At 39.1% G+C, this 24,400-nt stretch carries 21 protein-coding genes; 7 read left to right on the top strand and 14 right to left on the bottom strand.

The features are described from left to right. Genes dtd through QOL23_RS00855 form a run of 3 tightly spaced genes read left to right on the top strand, consistent with a single transcriptional unit; the run spans position 1 to position 2,334 of the window. The gene (dtd, locus tag QOL23_RS00865; protein WP_283399688.1) at positions 1–453 is read left to right on the top strand and encodes a D-aminoacyl-tRNA deacylase; all 453 of its coding nucleotides are present in this window, start codon (positions 1–3) and stop codon (positions 451–453) included. A 7-nt stretch (positions 454–460) separates the two neighbouring features. Then, positions 461–1,534, top strand: a complete 1,074-nt coding sequence (locus QOL23_RS00860; RefSeq protein ID WP_283399687.1) for a mechanosensitive ion channel family protein — start codon at positions 461–463, stop codon at positions 1,532–1,534. Then, positions 1,531–2,334 carry a 6-carboxyhexanoate--CoA ligase gene (locus QOL23_RS00855; RefSeq protein ID WP_283399686.1) on the top strand — a complete coding sequence of 268 codons (804 nt, stop codon included), beginning with the start codon at positions 1,531–1,533 and terminating at the stop codon, positions 2,332–2,334. The genes QOL23_RS00860 and QOL23_RS00855 overlap by 4 nt, the downstream gene beginning before the upstream one ends. Here the strand turns inward: QOL23_RS00855 and QOL23_RS00850 are convergent. From QOL23_RS00850 to QOL23_RS00810, 9 genes are all read right to left on the bottom strand, one after another. Beyond that, on the bottom strand, positions 2,277–2,639 hold the full coding sequence (locus QOL23_RS00850) for a bactofilin family protein (RefSeq protein ID WP_283399685.1): 363 nt from the start codon (positions 2,637–2,639) through the stop codon (positions 2,277–2,279). The genes QOL23_RS00855 and QOL23_RS00850 overlap by 58 nt on opposite strands. Continuing rightward, a complete protein-coding gene (locus QOL23_RS00845; protein ID WP_283399684.1) occupies positions 2,620–3,546 on the bottom strand; it encodes a M23 family metallopeptidase in 927 nt (308 codons plus the stop codon). The genes QOL23_RS00850 and QOL23_RS00845 overlap by 20 nt, the downstream gene beginning before the upstream one ends. 4 nt (positions 3,547–3,550) lie before the next feature. Beyond that, a complete protein-coding gene (mnmE, locus tag QOL23_RS00840) occupies positions 3,551–4,945 on the bottom strand; it encodes a tRNA uridine-5-carboxymethylaminomethyl(34) synthesis GTPase MnmE (RefSeq protein ID WP_283399683.1) in 1,395 nt (464 codons plus the stop codon). Further along, positions 4,942–6,369 carry a signal recognition particle-docking protein FtsY gene (ftsY, locus tag QOL23_RS00835; protein ID WP_283399682.1) on the bottom strand — a complete coding sequence of 476 codons (1,428 nt, stop codon included), beginning with the start codon at positions 6,367–6,369 and terminating at the stop codon, positions 4,942–4,944. Before ftsY ends, mnmE begins: the two co-directional genes overlap by 4 nt. A gap of 11 nt (positions 6,370–6,380) precedes the next feature. Beyond that, a complete protein-coding gene (coaBC, locus tag QOL23_RS00830) occupies positions 6,381–7,556 on the bottom strand; it encodes a bifunctional phosphopantothenoylcysteine decarboxylase/phosphopantothenate--cysteine ligase CoaBC (protein ID WP_283399681.1) in 1,176 nt (391 codons plus the stop codon). After that, a complete protein-coding gene (locus QOL23_RS00825; RefSeq protein WP_283399680.1) occupies positions 7,534–8,862 on the bottom strand; it encodes a chloride channel protein in 1,329 nt (442 codons plus the stop codon). The genes coaBC and QOL23_RS00825 overlap by 23 nt, the downstream gene beginning before the upstream one ends. Before the next feature lie 4 nt (positions 8,863–8,866). Continuing rightward, a complete protein-coding gene (locus QOL23_RS00820; protein WP_283399679.1) occupies positions 8,867–9,775 on the bottom strand; it encodes a zinc metalloprotease HtpX in 909 nt (302 codons plus the stop codon). A 69-nt stretch (positions 9,776–9,844) separates the two neighbouring features. Continuing rightward, positions 9,845–11,167 carry a DNA mismatch repair endonuclease MutL gene (mutL, locus tag QOL23_RS00815; RefSeq protein WP_283400231.1) on the bottom strand — a complete coding sequence of 441 codons (1,323 nt, stop codon included), beginning with the start codon at positions 11,165–11,167 and terminating at the stop codon, positions 9,845–9,847. Positions 11,168–11,282: 115 nt separating this feature from the next. Next, on the bottom strand, positions 11,283–13,028 hold the full coding sequence (locus QOL23_RS00810; RefSeq protein WP_283399678.1) for a chloride channel protein: 1,746 nt from the start codon (positions 13,026–13,028) through the stop codon (positions 11,283–11,285). 168 nt (positions 13,029–13,196) lie between these two features. On the opposite strand from QOL23_RS00810, the gene QOL23_RS00805 reads away from it, so the two are divergent. Then, positions 13,197–15,140, top strand: a complete 1,944-nt coding sequence (locus tag QOL23_RS00805; protein ID WP_283399677.1) for a DUF505 domain-containing protein — start codon at positions 13,197–13,199, stop codon at positions 15,138–15,140. Between the two features lie 48 nt (positions 15,141–15,188). Beyond that, entirely contained in the window at positions 15,189–16,262 is a 1,074-nt protein-coding gene (locus tag QOL23_RS00800; protein WP_283399676.1) for a hypothetical protein, read from the top strand. 1 nt (position 16,263) lies between these two features. Here the strand turns inward: QOL23_RS00800 and QOL23_RS00795 are convergent, their stop codons facing one another. Genes QOL23_RS00795 through QOL23_RS00780 form a run of 4 tightly spaced genes read right to left on the bottom strand, consistent with a single transcriptional unit; the run spans position 16,264 to position 20,155 of the window. After that, entirely contained in the window at positions 16,264–17,703 is a 1,440-nt protein-coding gene (locus tag QOL23_RS00795) for a ComEC/Rec2 family competence protein (RefSeq protein ID WP_283399675.1), read from the bottom strand. Further along, on the bottom strand, positions 17,700–19,457 hold the full coding sequence (locus QOL23_RS00790; RefSeq protein WP_283399674.1) for an ABC transporter substrate-binding protein: 1,758 nt from the start codon (positions 19,455–19,457) through the stop codon (positions 17,700–17,702). The genes QOL23_RS00795 and QOL23_RS00790 overlap by 4 nt, the downstream gene beginning before the upstream one ends. A gap of 48 nt (positions 19,458–19,505) precedes the next feature. Then, positions 19,506–19,928 carry a type II toxin-antitoxin system VapC family toxin gene (locus tag QOL23_RS00785; RefSeq protein WP_283399673.1) on the bottom strand — a complete coding sequence of 141 codons (423 nt, stop codon included), beginning with the start codon at positions 19,926–19,928 and terminating at the stop codon, positions 19,506–19,508. Then, positions 19,925–20,155, bottom strand: coding sequence for a DUF6364 family protein (locus QOL23_RS00780; RefSeq protein WP_283399672.1), 231 nt, complete (start codon positions 20,153–20,155; stop codon positions 19,925–19,927). Before QOL23_RS00780 ends, QOL23_RS00785 begins: the two co-directional genes overlap by 4 nt. Before the next feature lie 177 nt (positions 20,156–20,332). Between QOL23_RS00780 and QOL23_RS00775 the strand changes: the two genes are divergently transcribed. Continuing rightward, complete coding sequence (locus QOL23_RS00775) at positions 20,333–22,354, top strand: molybdopterin oxidoreductase family protein (RefSeq protein WP_283399671.1); 2,022 nt, start codon at positions 20,333–20,335, stop codon at positions 22,352–22,354. Further along, entirely contained in the window at positions 22,344–23,108 is a 765-nt protein-coding gene (rsmA, locus tag QOL23_RS00770) for a 16S rRNA (adenine(1518)-N(6)/adenine(1519)-N(6))-dimethyltransferase RsmA (protein ID WP_283399670.1), read from the top strand. Before QOL23_RS00775 ends, rsmA begins: the two co-directional genes overlap by 11 nt. Here rsmA and purD read toward each other — a convergent pair. Further along, positions 23,088–24,365 carry a phosphoribosylamine--glycine ligase gene (purD, locus tag QOL23_RS00765; RefSeq protein ID WP_283399669.1) on the bottom strand — a complete coding sequence of 426 codons (1,278 nt, stop codon included), beginning with the start codon at positions 24,363–24,365 and terminating at the stop codon, positions 23,088–23,090. The two genes, rsmA and purD, sit on opposite strands and share 21 nt — an antisense overlap. Positions 24,366–24,400: the final 35 nt, after the last annotated feature.

Raw genomic sequence — 24,400 nt, 5'->3', positions numbered from 1 at the left:
ATGAAAGTAGTCCTTCAGAGAGTTTTGTCCGGTAAGGTTGTGGTTGGTGGGGAAACCGTTGCCGAAATAGGTAGAGGCATCGTTCTTTTAGTTGGTTTTGAGAAGGGGGATATACCTTCCTACCTTGACAAAATGGCTGATAAGGTGGTGAACCTGAGGATTTTTGAGGATGCAGAAGGAAAGATGAATCTCTCTCTTAAGGACATAGATGGAGAACTTTTAGTTGTTCCAAACTTTACGTTGGCTGCCGATTGTCGTAAAGGGAGACGTCCGAGTTTTCAGTCTTCCGAAAATCCGGAGAAGGCGGAAAAGATGTTTGAAGAGTTCGTGAAAAAGTGTGAGGAGTTTGGAGTGAAGGTGGGGAAGGGGATTTTTGGTGCAGATATGAAGGTTCACATAATAAACGATGGTCCTGTAACCTTTGTTCTTTCCAGTAAAGACTTTTTAAAGTGAGGAAGAAATGGATGCAGCCTGGATAAAAGTTGAGTATTTTCTTGCAGCTTTGTTTTTAGTGCTTTCTTTCCTGTCTCTCTGGGCGAAAAGATTTATAACCAAGCTACTTCTTAAATTTTTCCTCCGCGATGAAAAGTTAACCAGGCAGGAAAAACTTTTTATAAGGCTTTCCGTCTGGCTTTCTTACTTCTTTGCTCTGCTCTTTTTCAACCTTGCGGTAATTCAATTGCCTATTCCTAAAAAGGCGCTCGTTATAGTTAATAACATCTTCTTCATTCTCTACGTGGCAATTCTGTCTTTCGTTATAGCCAAAGTTCTTGATATCGTTCTTGAAAAGTTCTCTGAAGGCGTTAAAAGGAAGGTTTCTCCTTCAGAATCGCCTCTTATAGATACTTACTACTCAATGATTTCAAAGCTGACCAAAATTTTCGTATTCGTAATTGCTTCCATCGCCGTTTTGGATAGGTTGGGTTTTAACGTTACCTCCCTTGTTACCTCTTTAGGTGTTGGCTCTTTAGCCGTTGGTCTTGCCGCTAAGGATACGATAAGCAACTTCATTTCAGGCGTTCTTTTAGTTACAGACAGGCAGTTCAGGATAGGGGACAGGGTTTATATAAAGGACATTGACGTTGAAGGTTACGTTTACGACATAGGTTTAAGAACAACGAGAATTCTAACCATAACCGGTAATAACCTTATTACCGTTCCAAATTCAAAGCTCACTGAAGGAATAATAGAGAATGCTCTTTACCCTGACCCGCGAGTTAAAGACTTTGTTGAAATAGGTGTTGCTTACGATAGTGACGTTAAGAAAGTCAGAGAGTTACTGCTGAAGGCAGCTTCCGAAATGGAAGGTATTCTTAACAATCCTGCCCCTTCTGTTTTCTTTACAAATTTCGGCGATAGCGCTTTGATTTTTAAACTTATCTACTACGTAGAGAAAAAAGATATCGCCTACGGTATTAAGTCAAAACTTCATGAAAGGATATTAGAGCTCTTCAGGGAAAACGGCGTAGAGATACCTTTCCCTCAGAACGACGTTTGGTTCAGAAACGCTGTGAAAGTTAAAGTGGAAAGATGAGTTTCTACAACGTTAAGATGAGGGCTTCTAAAGAAGATAGCCACATTTCCGGCGCTGAAAGAATTGTAAGAGAGCAGGATATAAAAGAAGCTGTTGTTCAACTGATAGATAGAGCTTTCAATCATTCCAGAGGAAAGCCTGACTTTGTAAACGTTAAGATTGAGTTGATTGGGGAGCCTATAAAAGAAATTTCTCTGCTACCGGTTTTTGAAGTTTCAGGTAGTTACGATGTTCGCAGTCTTCTTTTGAAGATTTCAAAGTGTGCAGGCTTAACTGAAGAAGTAGTTTTAGACGCTTACGATACTTTGTTAGAGGGTGCTGCTCCTGATGGAAGCGTTATGAGAGGAGCGATGATTGTTAGCGTTCCTGACGGAAATCGCCTTGAACCTGATAAATTTAAAGGAGTAAGGGCTACGTGCCTTGATATATCGCTTGAAGCTCAGCGACAACTAAAAAAAGCTGCCGGAGAAAAGTATACCGAAAACTTGAAAGAGGCTTTAACTCTTACCTCAAAGATACTTTCTTATCCAGATGTTCTGGCAGAGCTCTGTATTTCTGACGACCCTGACTACACTACCGGTTACTTTTCCGTTAAGGGTGTGGGTTACTTTAGACTTTTTAACGTTAAACCAAAAGGACATTTGAAAGGTGGAAGAGCAATTTTCGTAAAAAAAGGCTGTAACGTTGGAAAATTAATAGCCTATCTGAAAGAAACGCCGGTTATTGCTGTAAAGTTCTCAGGTTACTCTGTCGTTTCCGTTAACGAGGTTTGTTCCGTTTTTAAAAAGTCTCCTGTTTGAACCTTTCCTTCTATGCTGGCGCCAGGTTCAACAGATATCTCTTTAACCGTTAAGTCGCCTTTAATTTTTGCGCTTGATTTAATTTCTACAGAAGTCCCTTTAACGTTTCCGTTTACTTCTCCCATTATTACTAATTTTTCTGCTTCTACATCTCCGGTTATTTTTGAGGTTTGACCTACTATGATGAAGTGTCCTTTGACGTTTCCGTTTACAACTCCGTCAATTCTTATCTTTCCTTCGGCTGTGATGTTTCCGTCAATCTTTAATCCTTCTGCTAAAATGCTTTTAATTTCTGCGGTATCCATTTTCCCCTCTTCCTTTTTTCTTAGCATTTGTGTTTACCTCCAGAAAGACGAATCTGTCAGGGTTTACGAATTTTCTATCAAAGATTACGCTGTAGTGCAGATGGGGACCTGTGCTTCTGCCGGAATTTCCCATAAGACCTATGATTTCCCCTCTTTTTACTTTCTCGCCCTTTCTAACTAAGATTTTTGAGAGATGCCCGTAGTAGGTTTTTATATCTTTGTTGTGTTTTATTTCAATACAGTTTCCTAAAAGTCCGCACCAGCCTGCTTTTATTACTGTTCCATCTGCCGGAGCTCTTACCGGCGTTCCCCAGATATTTGCGATATCAAGCCCTAAGTGAAATTCCGGTCTTTTCGTTATGGGGTTTATCCTTAAACCAAAGCCAGAAGTTATTTTACCCGGCGCAGGGAATCCTAAAGGCGTTGTTTTTAGGTTTTTAATCATGTAGTCTATGCTGGGAATCAGGTCTGAAAGGTCAACCTGGTCGGGGTTTTTTATCAAATCTTCAACGGAAATAGAAATACCACCTTCGCCGCCTTTTGGCTTTGGATTTATACCGATTTTTCTCATAAGCTCATCTATTATTTCTACCCTTTTAGCTAACTCTTTAACTGTTTGCTGTTTTTCCTTTTTTAGTTTTGCTACTTCTACCGATAGCTGTTCGTTCTTCTGTTTGACCGATTGAAGTTCTGTTCTAAGGCTTTCTATCTGCGTTGTTGCCTGAAGATAAAAGTTTTGAGAGCGGATAGTAGTAATTATTGCATAAGCAGTAATGAGAATAGTAAAGAGTAAACCGCCGAAGAAGGTGAAAAGGAGGAGCTTTTTGGAAACGGAAAACCTGCGGACTTTGTTTGCCAGCTCGTCTTCTATTACGATTATCTGGTATCTGTCGTTTTTTTCGTCCATCGGGTTATTTCCCTATGCAAAATCTGGAAAAGATTATATCAAGCATGTCTTCGGTTGTCACCTCTCCAATTAGCTCACCCAAGTATTTTAGTGCTTCATCTATGTCTATTGACAGGAATTCCGGTGACTCGTATCCGCCTTCAAGAGTATTGAGGACTTTGTTTACAGATTCAAGAGCTTTTTCTAAAAGTTGCTTCTGCCTTTCGTTGCTGATTACCGCTTCATCGCTGCCGATTTCTCTTTCAGGTTCAAACATTACGATTCTGCCTATCGTTTCTGCTAACTTTTCAAGACCTTCGCCTGTTTTTGCACTTATCTCTACGCAAGCCTTGAAGTCTTTTACGTCTTTGCAACTTACTTTAAGCCCTGCATCTTTTTTGTTTATTACTACTATCACGTTGCCTCTATTTTTCAGTTTTTCTACTAACTTTCTGTCTTCTTCTGTTAACTCTTGAGAGCCGTCTATTACGAACAGGACGACGTCTGCGTTTTCTATGCTTTTTAGACTTCTCTCTATGCCGATTTTCTCTACTACATCTTCTGCTTCTCTGATGCCTGCTGTGTCTATGAGTCTTAAAGGAAGTCCGTGGAATGTGACCGATTCTTCTATTACGTCTCTTGTTGTTCCCGGGATTTCTGTGACGATTGCTCTTTCTTCGTTGAGGATGGCGTTGAGGAGGGAGGATTTTCCAACGTTTGGTCTGCCGACTATTGCGACTTTTATGCCTTCTTTTAAGATTTTTCCATCTTTGTAGCTTTTAAGCAGGTTTTCAATCTGCCTTTTTATTTCGTTTAACTTTTCTTTAACCTGTGCTGATTCCATTATTTCAACTTCTTCTTCGGGAAAATCCACCCCCACCTCAACAAACGCCTTCAGTTCAAGAAGTTTATCTCTTATTTTCTTTATCTTTTGAGATAGCTTTCCCTCAAGCTGATTTACTGCTACCTGCGCAGACATTTCGTTCGTTGCATTTATCAAGTCGTTTATAGCTTCTGCCTGAAGCAGGTCAATTCTGCCGTGAACGAACGCCCTCATCGTGAATTCACCAGGCTCGGCAAGCCTTGCCCCTCGTTTTAAAACTTCCCGCAGGATTTTCCTTACAACTACCGTTCCGCCGTGGCTGTGAATTTCCACCACATCTTCGCCGGTAAAGGTTTTCGGCGCTTTCATGTAAACGGCTAAAACTTCGTCTATTTCTTTTCCTTTATCGTCAACGACAACGCCGTAGGTCATCTTTCTGTCTTCAAACTCTTCCTTCTTTTTCCCTGACTTCGTCCTGTAAATTTCCTTTAATATCTCTAAAGCCTTTCTGCCCGAAATTCTGACTATTCCTATCGCTCCTTTGCCTATCGGCGTGCTTATCGCCGCTATCGTATCCTCGCACAGGTAGTCTTTCATTCTTCGCCTTCTCCCATTTCAAAAAGGCTTTCAACGAACTCGTTCGGGTCAAACTTTCTGAGGTCTTCAATCTTTTCGCCTATTCCCACAAACTTTATCGGGATTTTCAGTTCGTTGCAGATGGCGATTACTATTCCACCCTTTGCAGTTCCGTCTAACTTGGTAAGAGCTATGCCTGTAACGTCTGTTATCTCTTTAAAGGTTTTCGCCTGAGATATGGCGTTCTGTCCCGTGTTTGCGTCAAGAACTAAAAGTATTTCTGCAGGCTGTCCGGGGAACTCTCTCGCAATTACTTTCTTTATCTTGTGTATCTCTTTCATAAGGTTCTGCTTGTTGTGAAGCCTTCCAGCCGTGTCAACTATTAAAACGTCTTCTCCCTTTGCTTTTATACTCTGAATTGCGTCAAATACTACTGCTGCCGGGTCGGTTCCTTCCTGTCCCTTTACTATTCTTGCTCCTGCCCTTTCAGCCCACACTTCAAGCTGTTCTATCGCCGCTGCTCTAAATGTATCCGCTGCCGCTAAAACGACGGAAAGCCCGCTGTCTTTTAGCTGTTTTGCCAACTTCCCAATTGTCGTTGTTTTTCCAACGCCGTTAACGCCTAAAACTAAAATTACTGAAGGTTTTTCAGTTAAGTTCAGCTCTCCCTTGCAGTTTTTGAGGATAGCTTTGAGCTTTTCTTTCATTATTTCAAGTAGTTCGTCAGAAGTTTTAATCTTTTTCTTTTTCGCTTCTTTTCTTAACTCTTCAATCAGCTTCAGCGTTGTTGAAACGCCGACGTCTGCAAGAATGAGCCTTTCTTCTAACTCTTCAAAAAGGCTTTCATCAACCTGTCTGCCTGCAAAGTCTGATAAGCCTAAAGCGTCTCGCGTTTTCTTTAATCCTTCTTTAAAGGACTTTAGAATTTTTGAGCCGCTTATGCCTAACTGTTCTTCCAATTCCCTTTTCTTGACGCTGAGTTCTAACTTGTAAGTTTCCGGCGCTTCTGCTTCAATCTCTTTAATCGTTTTGTAGGCAAGGTCTAAAAGACCTTCTTTGAGGTAGAGCATCGCGATGTAGTAGTTTGAAAGGAATGATAACGTTTTGTTCTGACTGTTTCTGGCAACGTCGTAAAGGTTCCTCGCCTTCTGGTAGTTTCTTTTGTATTCTTCTACTAAGCCTTGAAGGAACGATGCGTAGTCTTTTCCTAAAGATTTTTCTACTTCTGGTATGAGCGGTTCAACTTTTCTGAAAAGAGCTAAGTTTTTAATCTTTTTCGCTACCGTGTCTATTAGTTCGCCGTTGCTGTAAAGAAGAGCGTTTATTAAAGCCTGCGGGGCTTCTTTTTCGCTTTCTTCGGCTAATTTTATCCACTTGTGGGGTTGGTGGGGATTTTTTGACAGTTCTTCTTTTAAAGAGGGTTTCTTTTTGAAAAATCCAAACATTCTCCTACTCCTTAACCTGCAATTTCTTTAATGATTTCAAGTGCAACTTTCTCTTTTGAACCGGAAATCTTCTTTTCTTTCCCTTTAAATAAAAAGGTAACTTCCGTCTCGTCAGAGCCGAAAATACCTTTCTTCACGTTGTTTACCACTATTCCGTCTAAGTTTTTCCTTTTCATCTTTTCTTTAGCGTTTTTTATCTCGTTTTCCGTTTCCGCCGCAAACCCGATAACTAACTGACCTTCTCTTTTACTTTCACCTACGGCTTTTAAGATATCCTGCGTTCTTACCAGTTCAAGCGTCAGCCTGTCTTTGGTTTTCTTTATCTTTTCAGTGCTGCGGCGTGCCGGTTTAAAATCTCCAATTGCGGCAGAAGATATGTAAATATCGGCGTCTTTTACCTCTTTCATTACGGCGTTGTGCATCTCTTCAACGGTTTCAACGTCTATCCTTTTAACGCCGTATGGGGTTTTCAGGTGCGTTTTTCCAGTTATTAACACGACGTCCGCACCAAAGCCTTTGGATGCTTTTGCTAAAGCAAATCCCATTTTTCCGCTAGAAGGGTTTGAAATAAAGCGAACCGGGTCAATGTATTCCCTTGTTGCGCCTGCCGTTACTACTACCTTTTTACCTTTTAAAGTTTTGGGCATAAAATAGTAGCTGACTGCGTCAACTATGTCTTCAACGTCGGCAAGCCTGCCTTTGCCTTCTTCTCTGCACGCCAGGTAACCGCTTTTTGGTTCAACAATATCCCAGTCTAAACTTTTAAGTTTTTTTAGGTTTTCCTGAGTAACGGGGTTTTCAAACATCCTTACGTTCATTGCCGGGCAGATAATTCCCTTCTGGCAGCACAGAGCTAACTCTGTGACGGAAGTGTCTGCAATACCGCAGGCTATTTTTGCTATCGTGTTTGCCGTTGCAGGTGCTATTAAAAGAAGGTCTGCCCATGCAGAAAGCGTTGTGTGCCTTATTTCGCATTCCCTTTCCGGAACGTTTTCTAAAAAGACGGGGTATCCTGTGAGCGCTTCAAAAGTCAGTGGGGCAACGAACTTTGCAGCCGACGGCGTCATCGCAACTCTAACTTCTGCACCTTTCTTTTGAAGCAGGCGGAGTATTTCAACAGACTTATAGGCAGCAATGCTTCCTGTAACTGCTAAAAGGATTTTTTTATTTTTTATCACTTCTTCCATCTTTTCCCGTCATCGGTTTAAGTTTCATTTCTTGTCCTAAGTAGAGGCTGAAACCAAAACTTGTAGTGTAGCTCGTGATTATAGCTGCTGTCATCGGAATTACAACGTCTGCGTGGGTCATTTCGGTTATCATGACTATCGCTGCTAACGGCGTTTTAGCACCTGCCGCTAAAGCTGCTCCCATCCCTGCAAGCGTAAATGTGACTATCTGGTCTGGAAACATGTGACCAAACATGTTGCCAACTGCTGCGCCGATTAAAAGGTTCGGCAGAACCAAACCACCTGGAATGCCGAAAGACAGCGTTAAACTTGTTACCAGCAGAACGCAGATAACTATAAAGATATCCGTCCCGACGCCTAACGGAACTTGCGCTAACTTTGAAACGATTCCCATGTGAGCAGGAGCTGATAGGAAATCGGTATCTTTTGTAACGAGAAAAAGTAGTGCCAATAGGGGAAGAGCCAAAGAGGTGCCGATGAGGGGGCGGATTTTGTGGTCAAAAAACTTTGATGAGCAGGTAGCAGTATGAAATAGGAATGTATAAACGTAAATAATTAAGCTGATTAGAAGTCCCATAACAACGATGTAAGGGATGGTATTGAGAGTCCATTCAGGGCTTTTTGTTAAATGAATAAAAGCACTTTCACCTCTAAAAAATGAAAAAGTTAGATAACTTACTATTGAAGCGATAATCATAGGAACGAAAGGTCTATAATCAAAATTGTACATTTCTTCTAATTCCATGGCAAATATGGCACTTCCTAAAGGTGCTTTAAGTAATGCTCCTGTAAAAGCTCCACCGCCTATCAATCCTAAAAGCGACTTATACTTTTTCCCTAAACCGTAGGAACGCCCGAACCATTCACCCAAAGCAACGCCAATAAAAAACGAAGGACCTTCTCTTCCAGCTATAAATCCTCCCGATAGAACCAAAGTTGCCGTCAAAAGCTTTAAAAGAACGGTTTTTACAGGAACGTAGTATCTGGTTTTTAAGTGGATTATTGCGTAACCGATTCCCGGCCCGCCTATTACTGGGTCAACTTTTAAGGCGTAACCTACTATGATAGAGACTAATAAAGGGTAAAGAAGTAGCAGAGGAACGTTTTGAACTAGAATAGAGTTAAGCTTTAAAATTACTACATCCATAAAAGAAGCTATACTGCCTGTAACAATACCTACTGCAAATGCAAAAGGAATCCACCTTCCGAAGAAGGTGGAAATTGTTGATAGGTCAAATCTATGAATAAGATTTGTTATCGCACATCCTTTAACGTATTCCCAAAACAGCTTGCCCTTTTCCCTCAAACTTTTACCATCTCCATAGGGTTTCCCTGATTTTACCAAAGAGTTTTTTAGCAAGCTCTAAAAGTCTTCTAATTCTATCTTCTGTTGGTGGGTGAGTAGAGAATAAAGCAGCGATTGCATCACCTTTTAGTGGGTTAACTATAAACAGGTGGCTTGTAGCTGGATTTACTTCCTGTTTTGCTATTTCTGGCGGTATTCTATGGGCATATTCTTCAAGTTTTTTAAGGGCGCTCGCTAAAGCTTCTGGCTTTCCGGAGATAATTCCTCCCGTTTCATCAGCTTTATACTCTCTTGCTCTTGAAATAGCCATTTGTATTAAAGCTGCTGCTATTGGCGCTAAAATGACCATAAGAATTATTCCAATCACTTCTGCCCATCCGCCGTTATCTTCTTCATCTCTTGCACCGCCGAACAGGAAAAACCACTGTGCCATGTTTGCAAGAGTGGTTATCGCACCGGCTATTGTTGCTGCTACAGCTTGAATTAGGGTGTCTCTATTCTTAATGTGAGCAATTTCGTGTGCTAAAACTCCTTCAAGTTCGTCTTCGTCTAACAGTTCTACAATAGTTGGAGTTACAACTACTACTCCGTGTTCTGGATTTCTACCTGTTGCAAAAGCGTTGGGAACGTTCATTGGTGCTATTCCTACCTTTGGTTTAGGAATGCCGGCGTTCTTTGCTAATTTTTCTACAATTGAATGCAATAACGGTGCTTCCTCTTCTGAAAGGAGTTTAACTCCGTACATAGAAAGAACGATTTTGTCGGAAAAGTACCAGCTTCCGAAGTTCATTATGGCAGCCATAAATAGGGCAATTACCATACCAACGTTACCGCCTAAAATCTTTCCAAATGCGATAAGTATTCCTGTTAGAAGTCCTAAAAGTAAAGTGGTTTTAATTGTGTTCCAGTTCATTACTTTCCTCCGTTTAGGGAGTTTTTGATACGTTTAAGATAAAATAGTCTTTCAAGTAGAAACTACAACTTACCTTCCTAAATTTTTGAGGATTTTTTTCCGTCTTATCCTGGTATATATGGGTCTTCCATGGGGGCAGACTTCTTTCTCTTCACATTGTAGATATTTTTCAAACAGCTCTTCTACCTGAGACGTACTTATAGGAAAATGTCCACTCTTTATGGCTTTTTTACAGGCTATAGAGGCAATACTCTCGGGGCTTTTGCCTGAGATAATCTCGTTTATATCCTCTATGTTCAATATCTCTGGAATACCTGTAACTATTAACTGTTTATCTTTTACAGAGAACTCTACTCCTATATTTTTCAGTTTGTCGGCTAAATTCTTATCATAGGGAAGTTTGAGATTCTGTGTTAACTTCACGGTAGAAATTTCGCCACTTTTTAGCTTCTTAATAAGTTCTTCATAGTTGACCCTTTCATGTATAAGGTGTTGGTCAAAAAAGTAGTAATATTCGTTGTCGTAGCCAATAATTACCGTTCCATCCGTACCTAAAAGTTTGATTTTTTCAGTTTTATATTCAACTTTTTCTTCCTTTACGAAAGCTATTGTAGGAAGTGTAACGTTTGGCTTTAGTTGTTCTTTTATAGTCTCAAAAATCTTTTTATTGTTTATGAATACTTTATCTTTTAGAGGTGTCACATTTACATCAATTTCTTCTGGCGGTACTGTTAGGAATAATATGTAGTTTCCAATATTTAATTCTTCCATAAGTTGTTTTATTTCAGGGATTTCTACCGGTCTTTTGTTGACAAACGTTAAGGTAATCTTTCTTTTTTCGTCATCGTTTCTTTTGTTAAAAAAGATGTGAAAGTTATCTCCTCTAACTTCAGAGAAGTAATCAATTCCGCTTATTTGCTTGATTCTTTCGTGAATGGATGAGGCTGGAAGGGTTTTTTCATTTATCTGGAAAGTTACATTAGGATTTGCCAAAGCTAATGTCTTTACTATAGCAACCATATTGCTTTTTTCTTTTCTTTGAATGCTCTTTTTCCTGACAGGAGTATTAAAAAACAGGTCTTCTACAGTTACTTTAGTTCCTTGAGAAAATGGTACAGGTTTATATTCTAATATGGTATTGGCACATACGTGAAGTTTTCCTCCTAAGTTTTCCTTCTGGTATTTGCTTTTTATGGTCAATTTTGATACTGAAGCAATTGCATAAAGGGCTTCACCTCTAAAACCGTAAGTTTTAAGTTTAAGGATGTCTTCCTTTTTTTCTATTTTGCTTGTTGTAAATCTTTCAACGGTTAAAGGTAAATCTTTAAACGGGATTCCTATCCCATCGTCTGAAACAGAAAAATTACGTGTATCTTTTATTGCTACCTTTATTTTTTTGCATTTGCATCAAGACTGTTTTCTATTAGTTCCTTTAATACAGCAGTTGGAGAAGATGCTATCTGTCCTGAAGAAATTATTCTTATTACACTTTCAGGTAGCTTTTTTATCATTCTACAATTGACCTTTTTATCATATATCTACTAATATCTGACCTTGAAATGATACCTACAAGTTTCATGGATTCAAAGTCTTTAACAACGGGGGCTCTTCCGTATCCTCTGGATATAAAAAGCTGTAAAGTTTCTAAAAGAGTCCAATCAGGTAAAACACAATTAGGTTGTGGAGTCATTATCTCTCTGACTTTAACGTGTTCTAATTCCTCTGGGTTTAACTTTAGGATATCGGATGTTGTTACAATACCGACTACAACACCATTTACAACAACAGGTAACCCGGCTATAAACTTTTCTGCCATTATTTCTCTTGCTTTTATAGCAGGTTCTTCAGGAGAAATTGTTATTACATTTTTTGTCATTACATCTTTAACTTTGGCAATTTCAAGAAGGTGAACCTTAAGTTCATCCTGGTGTACAGGGGATTGAAGGCGTGATTTTACTTGAGATTTAAATATCGTTTTTTCATTTCCTGCTAAAACGTAAGCTACTACTATTGAGATTATGGCTAAAGGTAATAGGTCGTAACCTCTTGTCATTTCTGCAACTAAAACAATTGTTGACAAAGGGGCACTGGCAGCAGCAGTAAAAACGGATATCATTCCTACCATAGTCATAGAGGATATCTGAAATACTTTTGCTCCTAATATGCTATTGAAAAATGTAGAAAGCCACGCTCCTGTGATACCTCCAATAACTAATGAAGGTCCAAATACTCCTCCGGAACCTCCAGAACCTAATGTGAAAGACAGAGCTAAAATTACCAAGAATATGCTTATAAAAAGTTTAAAAGGGGAAAAGAATGACATATTGTCGTTCATTAACATTTGAATCCAACCGTAGCCGTTGCCTATAGCTAAAGGCGTTATTATTCCGCATATACCTACAACAAATCCTCCAATTGCTGGCTTAATGTAATCAGGGACTTTTATGTTTTTAAAATAGTCCTCTACCTTATAAAAAATGTTTATTAATAGTTTTGCTACAACGGCAGATACTATACCTAATATGACGTATCCGGCTATGATTTCTTGTGAGAACGTGAGTTTATGTAGTGATATGTTAAACAGAGTTTGAAAGCCTATAAAACTACCTGCTACTATATAAGCGATGATTGAGGCTAAAAAACCAGGAATAAGCGCTTCTACTTCAAAATCTTCTTTGTAAAATACTTCGGCGCTTAATATACCTCCAGCAAAAGGTGCTCTAAATACGGCACCTATTCCAGCTCCCAGTCCGGCAGCTAAAAGTATATTTTGCTCTTTTGGACTGAGTTTGAACAGCTTAGCTATTCCTTTTCCTACACTTGCTCCAATTAAAGCCATAGGTCCTTCTCTTCCGGAAGCCCCTCCAGAACCTATTGTTATTGCTGATGTTACGAGTTTTAGAATTGCTGTTTTAAATCCTAATGGTAGTCCTTTATGAAAAGCTCTAATCGCTGCATCAGTACCTATTCCTGCTGATTCTGGAGATAGGAAATATATTAAAAGTCCTGTGATAAGTCCTCCTAACGCTGTCACAAACGGAAGTAAATAGATGTTTTCAGGAGAGTACAGATAGGGTAATCTACCTCCTTCACCCGAAGGTTTCGGGGGAATATATCCTACAAGTTGTTCAAGAAATACGTGGGTAGAGAAATCTAAAGCTTTTAGAAACAAAACTGTAAATATTCCTGCAGCTATGCCTACAGGAACAGAGAGAAGCATTATTTTTCGTATATTCAGTCGTTCTTTTATCATAGTATTAATATTTTACACTTTCCTCTCTGGTTTTTTCTTTCTTAACTGATACACTTGTTTTATACAGGTATGATAAAAGCTTCTTTTAACAAAAGCTTTTAGTTGACTTAAAAGAGTGTTTGATATAATTTTCGTAATGAAAATTAGAAAATACAAAAGGAGGAAGAAATGGTAATAAGAAAAGAGCACGCAATTGCGCTGCTTAGAGTTAGAGAAGAGGAAAGAAACAACGCACCAACCTGTCAGTTGTTTGCTAAAAGCGAAGACTCTCCTTACCTGGAGCTTGAAAGAATGAACCTTTTAAGAATGGTAAGACCCCTTGAGTATTCTCTTACTTATTGGGGAAGGGCTTTAGCTAACATTATAGATGAAATGGTAGAGAAGGGCTTGATTGAGCATCCTTCAAAGTGGGATGATGATTTTAGATGGCTTGGTTCTGAAGTTATTATGATGATTGAAACAGCAATAGAAAACGATGACCTTCCGGGATATCTCACAGAGAAGGAGCTTGAAAAAAGAGGTTTTATTGAAGAGAGAAAAGTGGAAAAGAAGGGAACGTTTAAGGCTATTAATCAGTATGCTAAAGACATCTATTCTATATTCCAGAATGCTCACCCAAGATTGATAATTGACAGAGAGCTTTACGAATACATCAAGAAAATGCCATCTGGTCCTGCTGAATCTTCAGAACTCCCTGCAGGTGGTAGATTTCCTATTATGCTTGGAGCTATGAGACTGTTGGCGTTTTCTGTTCCTAATTCTGATGTTTACTCTCTAACTACTTTGGGCCAAGAAATTAAAAAGGCTTGTGAAACTATAGCTCCTTCATTAGAAACTGTAATTTCAGAAGACATAATGGATAGCCTTGAAAGAGCGGTTTTTGAAGGGTTCGATGCTATAAGTGATGAAGAAAAAGAGGTTCTCTTTGAACTTGCTTTAATTGATGATGAAGGTAATCCACTGCCGGCTGGAGAGCATTTGATAAATGCTTATCGTATTTGGAAGGAGAGAAGCTTTAAACCTGTTAAGTCTATTAACGTTGAAATTCTTGATGCTGAGATACTTAAGGGTATTGAAGAAGTTTGGAAGCATCATGAATCTGACCCATCTGTGATGCCTACAGTTGATGAAATAGTGCATTACCTCTTTTATAAGCCTTTAAAGGAGTATAAACATCTTATTCAGCATTATGGTAGGAGACTTTATCAAGATTTAGGTTATCAGAAAAAAGAAGAGATTATGAAGAAATTCTCTGAAGTTAAAACGGTAGAAGAACTCTTTAAGAGCTTTTATGAAAAGGGTAACCGTTGGTATGAAAAGATGTATGACATTGTTCAAGAATCACTTTACACTCTTGAATCCTTTAACCTTGTAAGAGCAGAGGAAAAAGAGGGTAAGAAAGTTCATTACCTTACAGATTTTGGAAAGAAAGTTCTTGAAGATATGAAAACACGCGGATTTAGGGAGATACCTGCTACTGCTGTTAAAGCTATTACGATTACGAACAAGGAATTTGCTGCACCAAACATTGACTGGTACAGGAAAGGAGTTGAAACTCAATTAATCGGTGGTGGTGAACCAACTGTTGCAGGTAAGATGTATGCTCAAATGGCTTATGAGATTAAGAGACTTCCTCACGTAACAAGATTTGAACTTCAAGTTCTTCATAAACTTCCTGAGAGAGGATTTTTCGTTAAAGATGTTTATGAACAGTTTGATGAAACCTGGCAGGAAGAGATTGAATACGCTCTCAACAAGTTAGAAGCTCGCGGTTACATTGATATTCTTCAAAACGAAGCAATTATCCTTACAGAGCCAGGAAAACTTATAAAGAAAGCTCTTTCTGGAACACCTGAAGGTTTTGCTAACCCAATTACACCTCTTGCAGTAAGGGTATTAGCAGCTCTGAGAGAAGTTGGAACTCTCTACGAGAAGGAGAGAAAAGTGAGAATACTACCAAAGAACTTTGAAAAAGCTGTTAAGCTTTCTGGTCTTGACCCAGAAACTTTTGAGAGAGAGCTTGTTATTTTAAGAGCATCTAATCTTGTAGGTAAGAATTCAATTAATGAAGCGGGTCTTTTGATTCTTGAAGCTTTAGATAAACTGAACTAATTAATGGGGGCTGCTAAGCCCCCTTTTTAACCTAATTTGGGGGATATCATGGGTCGCATCTACGGAAAAGTTGAAACGCCAGAAGACATCAGCCGTATCAACTGCATCATTAGAGATGAAATGCTTGAAGTTGAGACGCCGGAGCAACTTACAGACCTGAAGAAACGTTCAGACTACCTCTGTACTTTGACATTTTCACCGTTCTGGAAAAAGAAGTTTGGTCCTGCAATTGAAGATTTGAGAGAAGTAGCTTTAGCAGAAAATAGGATAACAGTAAAACTTGCCAATTATATTGCTCGCTACAAAGGTTGGGACAAAGTTTACTCACCTTGGGGTAAAGATAAAAAAACAATAGATGAACGCTTGAAGGAGATACCTGAAAGCGTTATCAAAGAAATAACCGAAAGTGTTGTTGATTTGAAACTTTCTCCTGAAATCTTAGAAGAATTACGTAGGGCTTTCTGTGAAATAAGAAAAGCTATGGTTGTTGCAGAAGACCAAGAGTTACTTGAGAGGTTAAAAAGGCAGAGTGACCTTGTTGTTGCTGTAACACATCTTAAAGATTTTAGGGAACGTTTTTCTGATGTTTTAGACAAAATAGAAAAGTTGGTAGAAGTAGAAGAGAAAAGAACTGTAAAACTTGCAAACATTATAGCTACTGTTAAAGGATGGCAGGTAGAGTTTGAGCTTTGGGATGAAAGTGATGTTAGAGAAGATGAAACTCTTGAACAATATGTTGAAAGACTTATAGAAGAAGAAGAAAAAGCTTCCAGATACGTTCCAACGGAAGCTAAATATAAAGAAGGTAAAGTTCTCTGGCTTGTTTATTACCATCCGAAAAGAAATAGACATTTTGCTAAGAGAATTTACTTCCCTGGTAGTGCTAAAGATATAAAGATGGAAGGTCCTGGAGAGTTTGAGAACAGATTTGGAAGGAAGGTTTGGGGCGTAAAAATTACTTATAAAGCAAAAATTGCACCTGCTGTTATTAGGGTAGGAAAAAGAGTAATTCACTTGCCGGAAAGGTGGGTTGAGAGAACGAAAGTTGTTCCTCTACCAAAAGAAGCTACTGATGTTAAACTTTACGAGGAAAGACCTGAATTTGCCTATCCTGTTGCATAAGTTATTTGTGAGTGGAAGGTTTTCTGCCTTCCACTCTTTTGTCTATCAAAGTGTTCCTGTGTAGGATTTTTCTTGCGTATGGGAATACATAGTTGGAAATTATCTTGCAGTTTTCATACTTTTGCCCTTCAGTAGATAAAAAGAAAAAAGAATTTAATTTCCATCCTGGGATTTCTAATTTTTTCTCTGTTGTGTGGTGTTGAGTGACTATCGCGAAAATTAAGAGCAATGTTGCTGGAATTAGCTGAAATTTTCGTTTTTCAAAGATTATTAGCAGTAGAGTAATGAGTATGGTAATTGCAGATGCTGTTAGGGTGATTTTGTTATAAGTTACAAAACTTTTACTCAATAAAAACAGGATTTGTTCTAATTTCAAGAAAATAAAACCCAGAAATTCCGTTAATTTATTTAGAAAGTTAAAGTGCCAGCCTGTTAGGTTTGAAATAAAAGTTGCTATAAGAAAAGGTGTAAATAGAAATTCCGCAATTATTGAGGTTAGAAAAGAAATAACGTTTACCGTGCCAAACTGGTAGAGTATAACAGGTAGGGTAAAAAGCATTGGAGCCAAAGAAACTTTTATCGTTTTTAGAATGCGATTTTCCTTTTCTGTTAGCGTTGTGATTATTCCTAAAACTGCTAAAAAAGATAGGACTGCTGAAAGGTTGAACTTGTTCAGTAGAATAGTAATTAACATGGCAACGCCTAATAGGTATAAAGGCGAAACTTTTCGGTAATTTTCCATTCCTATGGAAAGTAAGGATAGAAAGATGTAAGATCTTACTACTGAGGGTGAAAATCCGGTAAGCGGTAGCAAAGGCAAGATTAAGATTGCTGCTTTGCTCCAGGGCTTTCTTAGTTTTAGTAGTTTTAGGATAAAGGCGACAGCACCTAAAATTATTCCGATGTGGAGTCCTGATATTGCAAGCAGGTGATATGTTCCGTTTAGAACGAAGTAGCTTTTGATGGAGGGTGGTATTTCATATCTTATACCTAGAGTGATTGCACCGCAAATAGCTGATATAGGAAAGTCTATTTTTTCTTCACCTTTTTCATAAAGTCTTTTTCTCAATCTTAATATTTCTGCCTTCAGCGATTCATTTGGGAGAAAGTTTTTTCCTAAAACGATGTCTCCTACGTTTACATCTTGATTTTTAATAGGTATGTATCTGTGCTTTGAAGTTATAGCCACTTGGTAGTTGTCGCCGTAATTCTTTATCCAGACGACTATTTCTTTTTCCTTCTCAAAATGTTTAGCTGCAAAGGGTAGAGTGAACGCTATTAGTCCTCCTAAGAGTAATTCTTTAGCTGATTGAAATCTATAGAAATAGAGTACGCCAGTGGCAAAAGCGAAGATTAGTATAAATGGAATGAACTTTTCGGGAGATATAGGAATTAATGCAACCGAACATAGAAAGAACATAAAGAGTTCATGTCTTTTCATTTACCCTCTATAAACATTCTTTCGGGTTTGTAAACGCCCCAAATGGTTGGGAAAAAGTTTTTGACTCTGTTCCTTGCAGCTTCTAAGACGAGGGGTGCAGCGATATAAATTAATGGTTGTTCGTAAGCTATTATGCGGTAAGCTTTTTTGTAGATTTCTATTCTCTTTTTAAAGTCTAGTGTTTCTGCGCCTTCGTTGAACAATTTGTCAACTTCAGCTTCCCACTTAGTTGCTGGCTTTTTCTGGTTGGGGTTCCACAGATGTAGTTGTCCACTACTCATCCAGACGTTTCTGCCGCTGTTTGGGTCTATTGAACCGGTTAAACCGATTATTACTGCATCAAAATCGTGGGTATTGAGAAGTTTTTCTACTAAGTTATTGAAATCTAAAGGTTGAAAGTGGACATCTATTCCCAATTTTTTAAGGTCGTTTTTTATTAATGCGCCAATTTCTACCCTTGCTGGATTGTTTGAGTTTGTCAGCAGGTTAAATTCTACTTTATGTCCGTCGGGCGTTTCCAGCCAGCCGTCTCCGTTTCTGTCCTTTAAACCTATTTCTGCTAGAAGCCTTTTTGCCTTTTTCAGATTATAGGGAAATTTTGGATAATCGGGACTCCAGTAAAGTTTGTTTGCAGGCGTTACAGGGGCGTAAACGGGAATTCCAAGTCCGTTGTAAACTGTTAAAACGATTCCTTTTCTATCTATTGCGTGGGATATTGCCCAGCGAAATTTCCTGTTAGTGAATAGTTTCCACTTCCAGTTTGGTATTGCTCCCTTTTTTTCGTTAAAGCAAAGAAAGTCTGCTGTTAGAGAAGCGCCTAAATTGTAAATTGTGTAATTTCCTTTCTTTTGCCCTTTAGCCAGCGCTGGATAATCGTCTCCGCGCATGCTGTAAAAGTCTATTTCACCTGCTTTGAATTTTAAAAGCTGAGTGTTTTTGTCGGGCAGAATGAAGGTGACTTTCTTTTCTATGTAGGGAAGCCGTTTGCCTTCGTCGTCTTTCTTCCAGTAGTAAGGGTTTCTTTTATAAACTAAGTACTGCCCGGGAACGTATTTGACTAATTCGTAGGGTCCTGTTCCTATGAGTTCTTTCGGAGGCGTTGAGACGGTCCAGGTTTCCATAAACTTTCCGCTCTTTACCGCTTTTTCAAGAATGTGCTTTGGAAATATGGGAGCTGATAGAGAGTAAAGCAGTGGAGCGAAAGGTTTGGGCAGGTCTATTTCTATGGTGTATTTGTCTATCTTTTTAAATTTGGGGAGTTTGCCGTCAATGAGGAAGGTGTCGCGGGTGGAGTTGGGGATTTTGGGATTAAAGTAGATATCGTTGTAGGTAAATATTACGTCATCTGCTGTAAACTTTTTTCCATCAAACCACTTGACTCCTTTTCTTAAATGAAAAATCCACCTCCTCCCCCCATCCTTAAACTCCCAACTGGTTGCCAACGCCCCAACAGGCTTTAGAGTTTTAACGTCAACTTCTGTCAATCCTTCAAACAAGTCGCCAACGGCATCTGTTGAAGAGGTTTCGTGCGCCAAAACTAAATTGAAAGTTTTTGGGTCTGACGACGTTGCAGTGTAAAGAGTACCGCCGTATTTTCCCGGTAAAAACTTGACTTTATCCAAATTAATTTTTTTACCTAAAGAAACTTTTCCTACTTTGGCGTGCGGTTCCGGGATGAAAAAAAGCGGAATTATTATTAAAGCAGATACAATTACTGGGAAGAGAAAAAGTTTGAGCAATACCTTATCTTTCATACTTCTTCCTGCTTCGATTTATAAGCTGAAGTTTACCAAAAATGAGGTTTATTCTTTACCAATTTTTATAATTTTTAAAAGTTCTTCAGGAGAGAAAACAGGAATTTCTGAGGCAGTAAAATCTCCTACATTTCTTGTGACAACGCAGTTACATCCAGAGTGTAAAGCTGATGCGTATATTACGGCATCTTCAAAATCTTTAAAATTCAACTTCTTAGCACTTTCTATGACGATTCTATTTACAGATGCAACTTCAAAAAGGTTGAGAAGCAGTTCTATACATTCGTTTGCTTTTTTACGGTCAAAGGCTTTACTTGCAAGGTAGTAAATAGTGGTTATTGTAGTTGCACACACTAATCCGCTAACTTCTCCTTCTTCAACTTTTGAAAGCAGTTTTGATGCTAATTCAGAAAACGGTTGACGTTCAAGGAGGACATCTAAAATAATGTTTGTATCAAATAGAACTCTCATAGGTATTTTTCTTCAAGGAAATTTTTGTAGTCAGTTTCGTCAATATTTGAGTTTTTTAGTAACCCTTTAAGCTTTTTTACGGTAGGGGTTATTTCTTCCTTTTCAGTGGGAAGAGTTTTAAAGAACTTTTCAACAATTTGAGAGACAGATTCTCCTTTTTTCACAGAGTACTCTTTTGCTTTTTCTATAGCGTCTTTTTCCAACCTAAGTGTCAATTTTGTTTTCAATGTATCCTCCTGCCGTATTGATATTTTCAAATATATACGTCTATATATAAGGAGACAAACCTTATTTAAAAATCTCTATAAAAACAGAGCAAAGTTTAAAAATAGAGAGTTCCTCTTTTCCTTTCGTCTATACCTGCTAAAATTACAATTTCTTTATGGGATTTCTGGAGGTGGTGTTTGAAAAGAACCGTTTGTACCTATTGCGGTGTTGGGTGTGAGTTGGGATTTGATGGGGAGAGAGTTGTTCACTTAAAAGAGGGTGTCGTAAGTAAGGGAAAGCTTTGCATAAAGGGTAATTTTGGTCATGAGTTTATTTTTAGCGATAAAAGGATAAAGGGGGCCTGGGTTAATAGGGAGATTTTGAAGGAATTTGAACTTTCTGCTCTTGCAAGGAAAGTAAACGAAAACTTCTTTGAAGTTCCTTACGAGGTTGCTTACGACGTTGTTGCAAAGAAATTAATTGACATAAAGCAAAGGTTTGGCGGGAAAGCTTTTTCGGCGATAGGTGGTGCGAGGACAAACTGCGAAAGTGCCTACCTTTTCCAAAAATTTGCAAGAGAAATAGTTGGTTCTCCACACATTGATAACTGTGCGAGGATATGCCACGCGCCGAGTTTAAAGGGTTTAAGAGAAACAGTAGGAGAAGGAGCAGCTTCTGTTCCGTTTGACGCTATCTACGATGCAGAGTTAATTGTCGTTATAGGTTCAAATACTACAGAAGCCCACCCGATTGTCAGCCACAGGATTATTGAAAAAGTAAGGAAAGGAGCGAAGTTAGCTGTTATTGACGTTAGAGAAATAGGCCTTTTCCGATTTGCCGATTTTAAGTTTATTATTCCTTATGATTCAAATCTTTTGTTCCTCAACGCCGTTGCAAGAGTGATTGTTGAAGAAAAGCTTTACAACGAAAAATTTTTGAAAGAAAGGGTAGAAAACTTTGATGAATTTAGAGGAAAAATCCCCACCACCCCTTCCCCCGAAATCTTTAAAAAACTGAAAGGATACGAACACATCTGCGACGAAATAAAACGTTTTGCCCGTGCAGTAGCATCCTCTAAAACGGTTTTCCTGTGGGGGCTTGGCGTAACAGAACACGTTGACGGCTCTGATGCCGTTATGGCTATTGCTAACCTTGCACTTTTAACCGGCAACCCCTACCTGATTCCTTTAAGGGGACAAAACAACGTCCAGGGCGCCTGCGACATGGGAATGCTTCCTTACTTCCTTCCCGGTTATAGAGAGCCTGAAAAAAAAGGTTTGATGACTCCTGACGTGATAAAAGCCATTGATGGCGGGGAAATTAAAGCGCTCTGGGTTATGGGAGAAGATTTAGCGCACGTTCACCCCGATAGAGCTTTTATAGAAAAAGCCTTAAAGAAGCTTGACTTTTTAGTTGTAAACGAGATTTTCCCCTGTGAAGTTACAAAATATGCAGATGTAGTTTTCGGCGTGAAAAGCTGTTACGAAAAAACGGGGATTTACATAAACGCCGAAAGGCGCCTGCACCTTGCTCAACCCCTTTTTGATTCTGCCCTTCCTGACGACTGGGAGGTAATAGCGGAAGTTGCAAAGAGAATGGGGAAAGACTTTGGCTATAAAACCACTGAAGATGTCTGGAATGCAGTTAGAGAGGAAGTTCCGGAAAAGTTCGGCGGAGCTTCTTACGAGCTTTTGAAGGAGAGCTTTCTTAACGCGCCTCAGTGGCCTGTTGCTGACGGAAAAGGGACTGAATGCCTTTTTAAAGAAAAGTTTCCAACTAAAACCGGTAAGGCACGATTGGTTTTTAAGCCATACTCTCCTAAAGGAATGGTTAAAGAATTGCTGGAAAGTGAAAAGGAAGAAGGCTTTTGGTTGACGACGGGGAGGATTTTGCTCCACTACAACAACGCCGTTCAAACTATGAACTGCCAGACTCTTGCAAAATTTAGAACTTACAGAGAAGACATTGTTTACGCCAGTGAAGAGGACAGAGAAAGATTAAAGAATGCTGAAAGAGTTGTGCTTGTTTCAAGATACGGCAGAACTGCACCGCTTCCGATAGTTTTCAGCAAACATATAAAAAAAGGAACGCTCTTTGTTTCTTTCCACCACGCAAAAAGCGGGATTAACTACCTTTTCGGTGAAGAAGGTGATGTTTACGTTAAAACTGCGGCGTTTAAGTCTTTAAAAGTTAAAGTGGAAGTTGTAGATGAAGCTTAAAAAGTCTTTAGGACAGCACTTTTTAAAGGATAAGTCGGTAGTCAGACGGATAGCAGACGCTCTTGAAGTTTCTGAAAGCGACTGCGTGGTTGAAATTGGTGGCGGTGGCGGCGCTCTGACAGAAGAACTGATTAAAAGAAATCCAAAAGAGCTTGTAGTTGTTGAGATAGACCCTGAATGGTGTGAATATCTCTCTTCAAGATTTGAAAACCTGAGAGTTGTAAATGCCGATGCGGTGAAGTTTGACTTTTCTTCTTTAGGTGGTAGATGGAAGTTTGCAGGCAACCTGCCTTACAACGTTTCTACGGCTATTTTGAGAAACCTTCTTGACCACAGAAAAGTTTTTGAAAAAGGCGTTTTTATGGTTCAAAAAGAAGTAGCCGATAGGTTAACTGCAAGTTCTGGTAAAGATTACGGATACTTACCAGCTCTGCTTTCAAACTTTTTTTCTTTCAAGAAGCTTTTTGACGTTCCGCCCGGGGCTTTTCAGCCACCTCCAAAGGTTATGTCAACGGTATTTTTAATGGAGCCAAAAAGTTTTGACATGAAGGAAGAAGAACTGCTGGAATTTGAAAGGTTTTTAAAAAAAGCTTTTTCTCACAGGAGAAAAAAGTTAAAGAAAAATTTAGGGCTAAAAAAGTTTAATGGAGCTGAAGAAGTTAAAAATTTGATTGATAAAAGGGCGGAGGAAATTCCGCCCCGTGAACTGCTTGAACTTTTCAGAGAATTAAAATTACTGGGATATTCTTTTTAGAGCTTTTTCGCCTATGTCTTTTCTGTAATGCATGCCGTCAAAGTGGATTTTTTCCACTGCTTTATAAACGTTTTCTCTTGCTTCTACTATGTCTTTACCTAAAGCGGTAACGTTTAGAACCCTTCCGCCGTTTGTTACTAATTTTCCGTCTTTAACGGCTGTTCCTGCATGGAAAACAACGACGCTGTCTAACTTTTCTGCTTCTTCTATTCCGGTTATCTCTTTGCCTTTTTCGTATTTACCGGGGTAGCCTTTTGACGCTAAAACAACGCATATGGAAGTTTCCGGTATCCATTCTAACTTTTCAACTAACTTGCCGTTTATAACGCTTGTGCAGACTTCTACTAAGTCGGTTTTCAGTCGCCTTAAAATCGCCTGAGCTTCCGGGTCTCCAAACCTGACGTTAAACTCAAGAACTTTAATTCCATCTTTCGTTATCATAAGGCCAGCGTAAAGTATTCCTTTAAACGGGTAGCCTTCTTCTTTCATACCTTTTAATATTGGCTTTATAACTTTTTCCTGAACTTCCTTTTCCATCTCTTCTGAAAGAACTGGGGCTGGAGAGTAGGCTCCCATTCCACCGGTGTTTGGTCCTCTGTCTCCGTCAAATACTGCTTTGTGGTCTTGCGCTGTGGCAAGGGGAATAAAGTTTTCTCCATCTGTTACTACTAAGTAAGAAGCTTCTTCACCTTCAAGACAGTCTTCTATTACAACTCTGTTGCCAGCGTCTCCAAAAACTTTCTCAACCATTATTCTGTCAACGGCTTCAAGGGCTTCTTCTACTGTTTTTGCTACCGTTACGCCTTTACCTGCTGCAAGTCCGTCGGCTTTTACAACTATCGGCGCTCCCTTTTCTTTTATGTAAGCTTTTGCTTCTTCGGGATTGTCAAACACTTTAAAGTCTGCCGTCGGAACGCCCCACTTTTTCATCATCTCTTTTGAAAATACCTTGCTACCTTCAAGGCGTGCTGCATCTTTTGAAGGGCCGAAAATCCTCAACCCCCTCTTTTCAAACTCATCAACAATTCCTTCAACTAAAGGTGCTTCAGGACCTACAATTGTTAAATTTACGCCTTTTTCTTCTGCAAAGTCTGCAAGTTTTTTAATGTCTGTTGGTTTTATGTCAACGCACTCTGCCAGTTGACCTATTCCCGGATTACCCGGTGCGCAGTATATCTTTTCAACGTATGGGCTTTGAGCTACCTTCCACACAATTGCGTGCTCTCTTCCGCCAGAGCCAACAACTAATACCTTCATTGGACTACTCCCCGCCAGTGTTTGGCAAATTATAG

Source organism: Desulfurobacterium pacificum, from assembly GCF_900182835.1.
GTDB lineage: Bacteria > Aquificota > Aquificia > Desulfurobacteriales > Desulfurobacteriaceae > Desulfurobacterium_B > Desulfurobacterium_B pacificum.
This window is presented reverse-complemented; position numbering and strand designations above follow the sequence as displayed.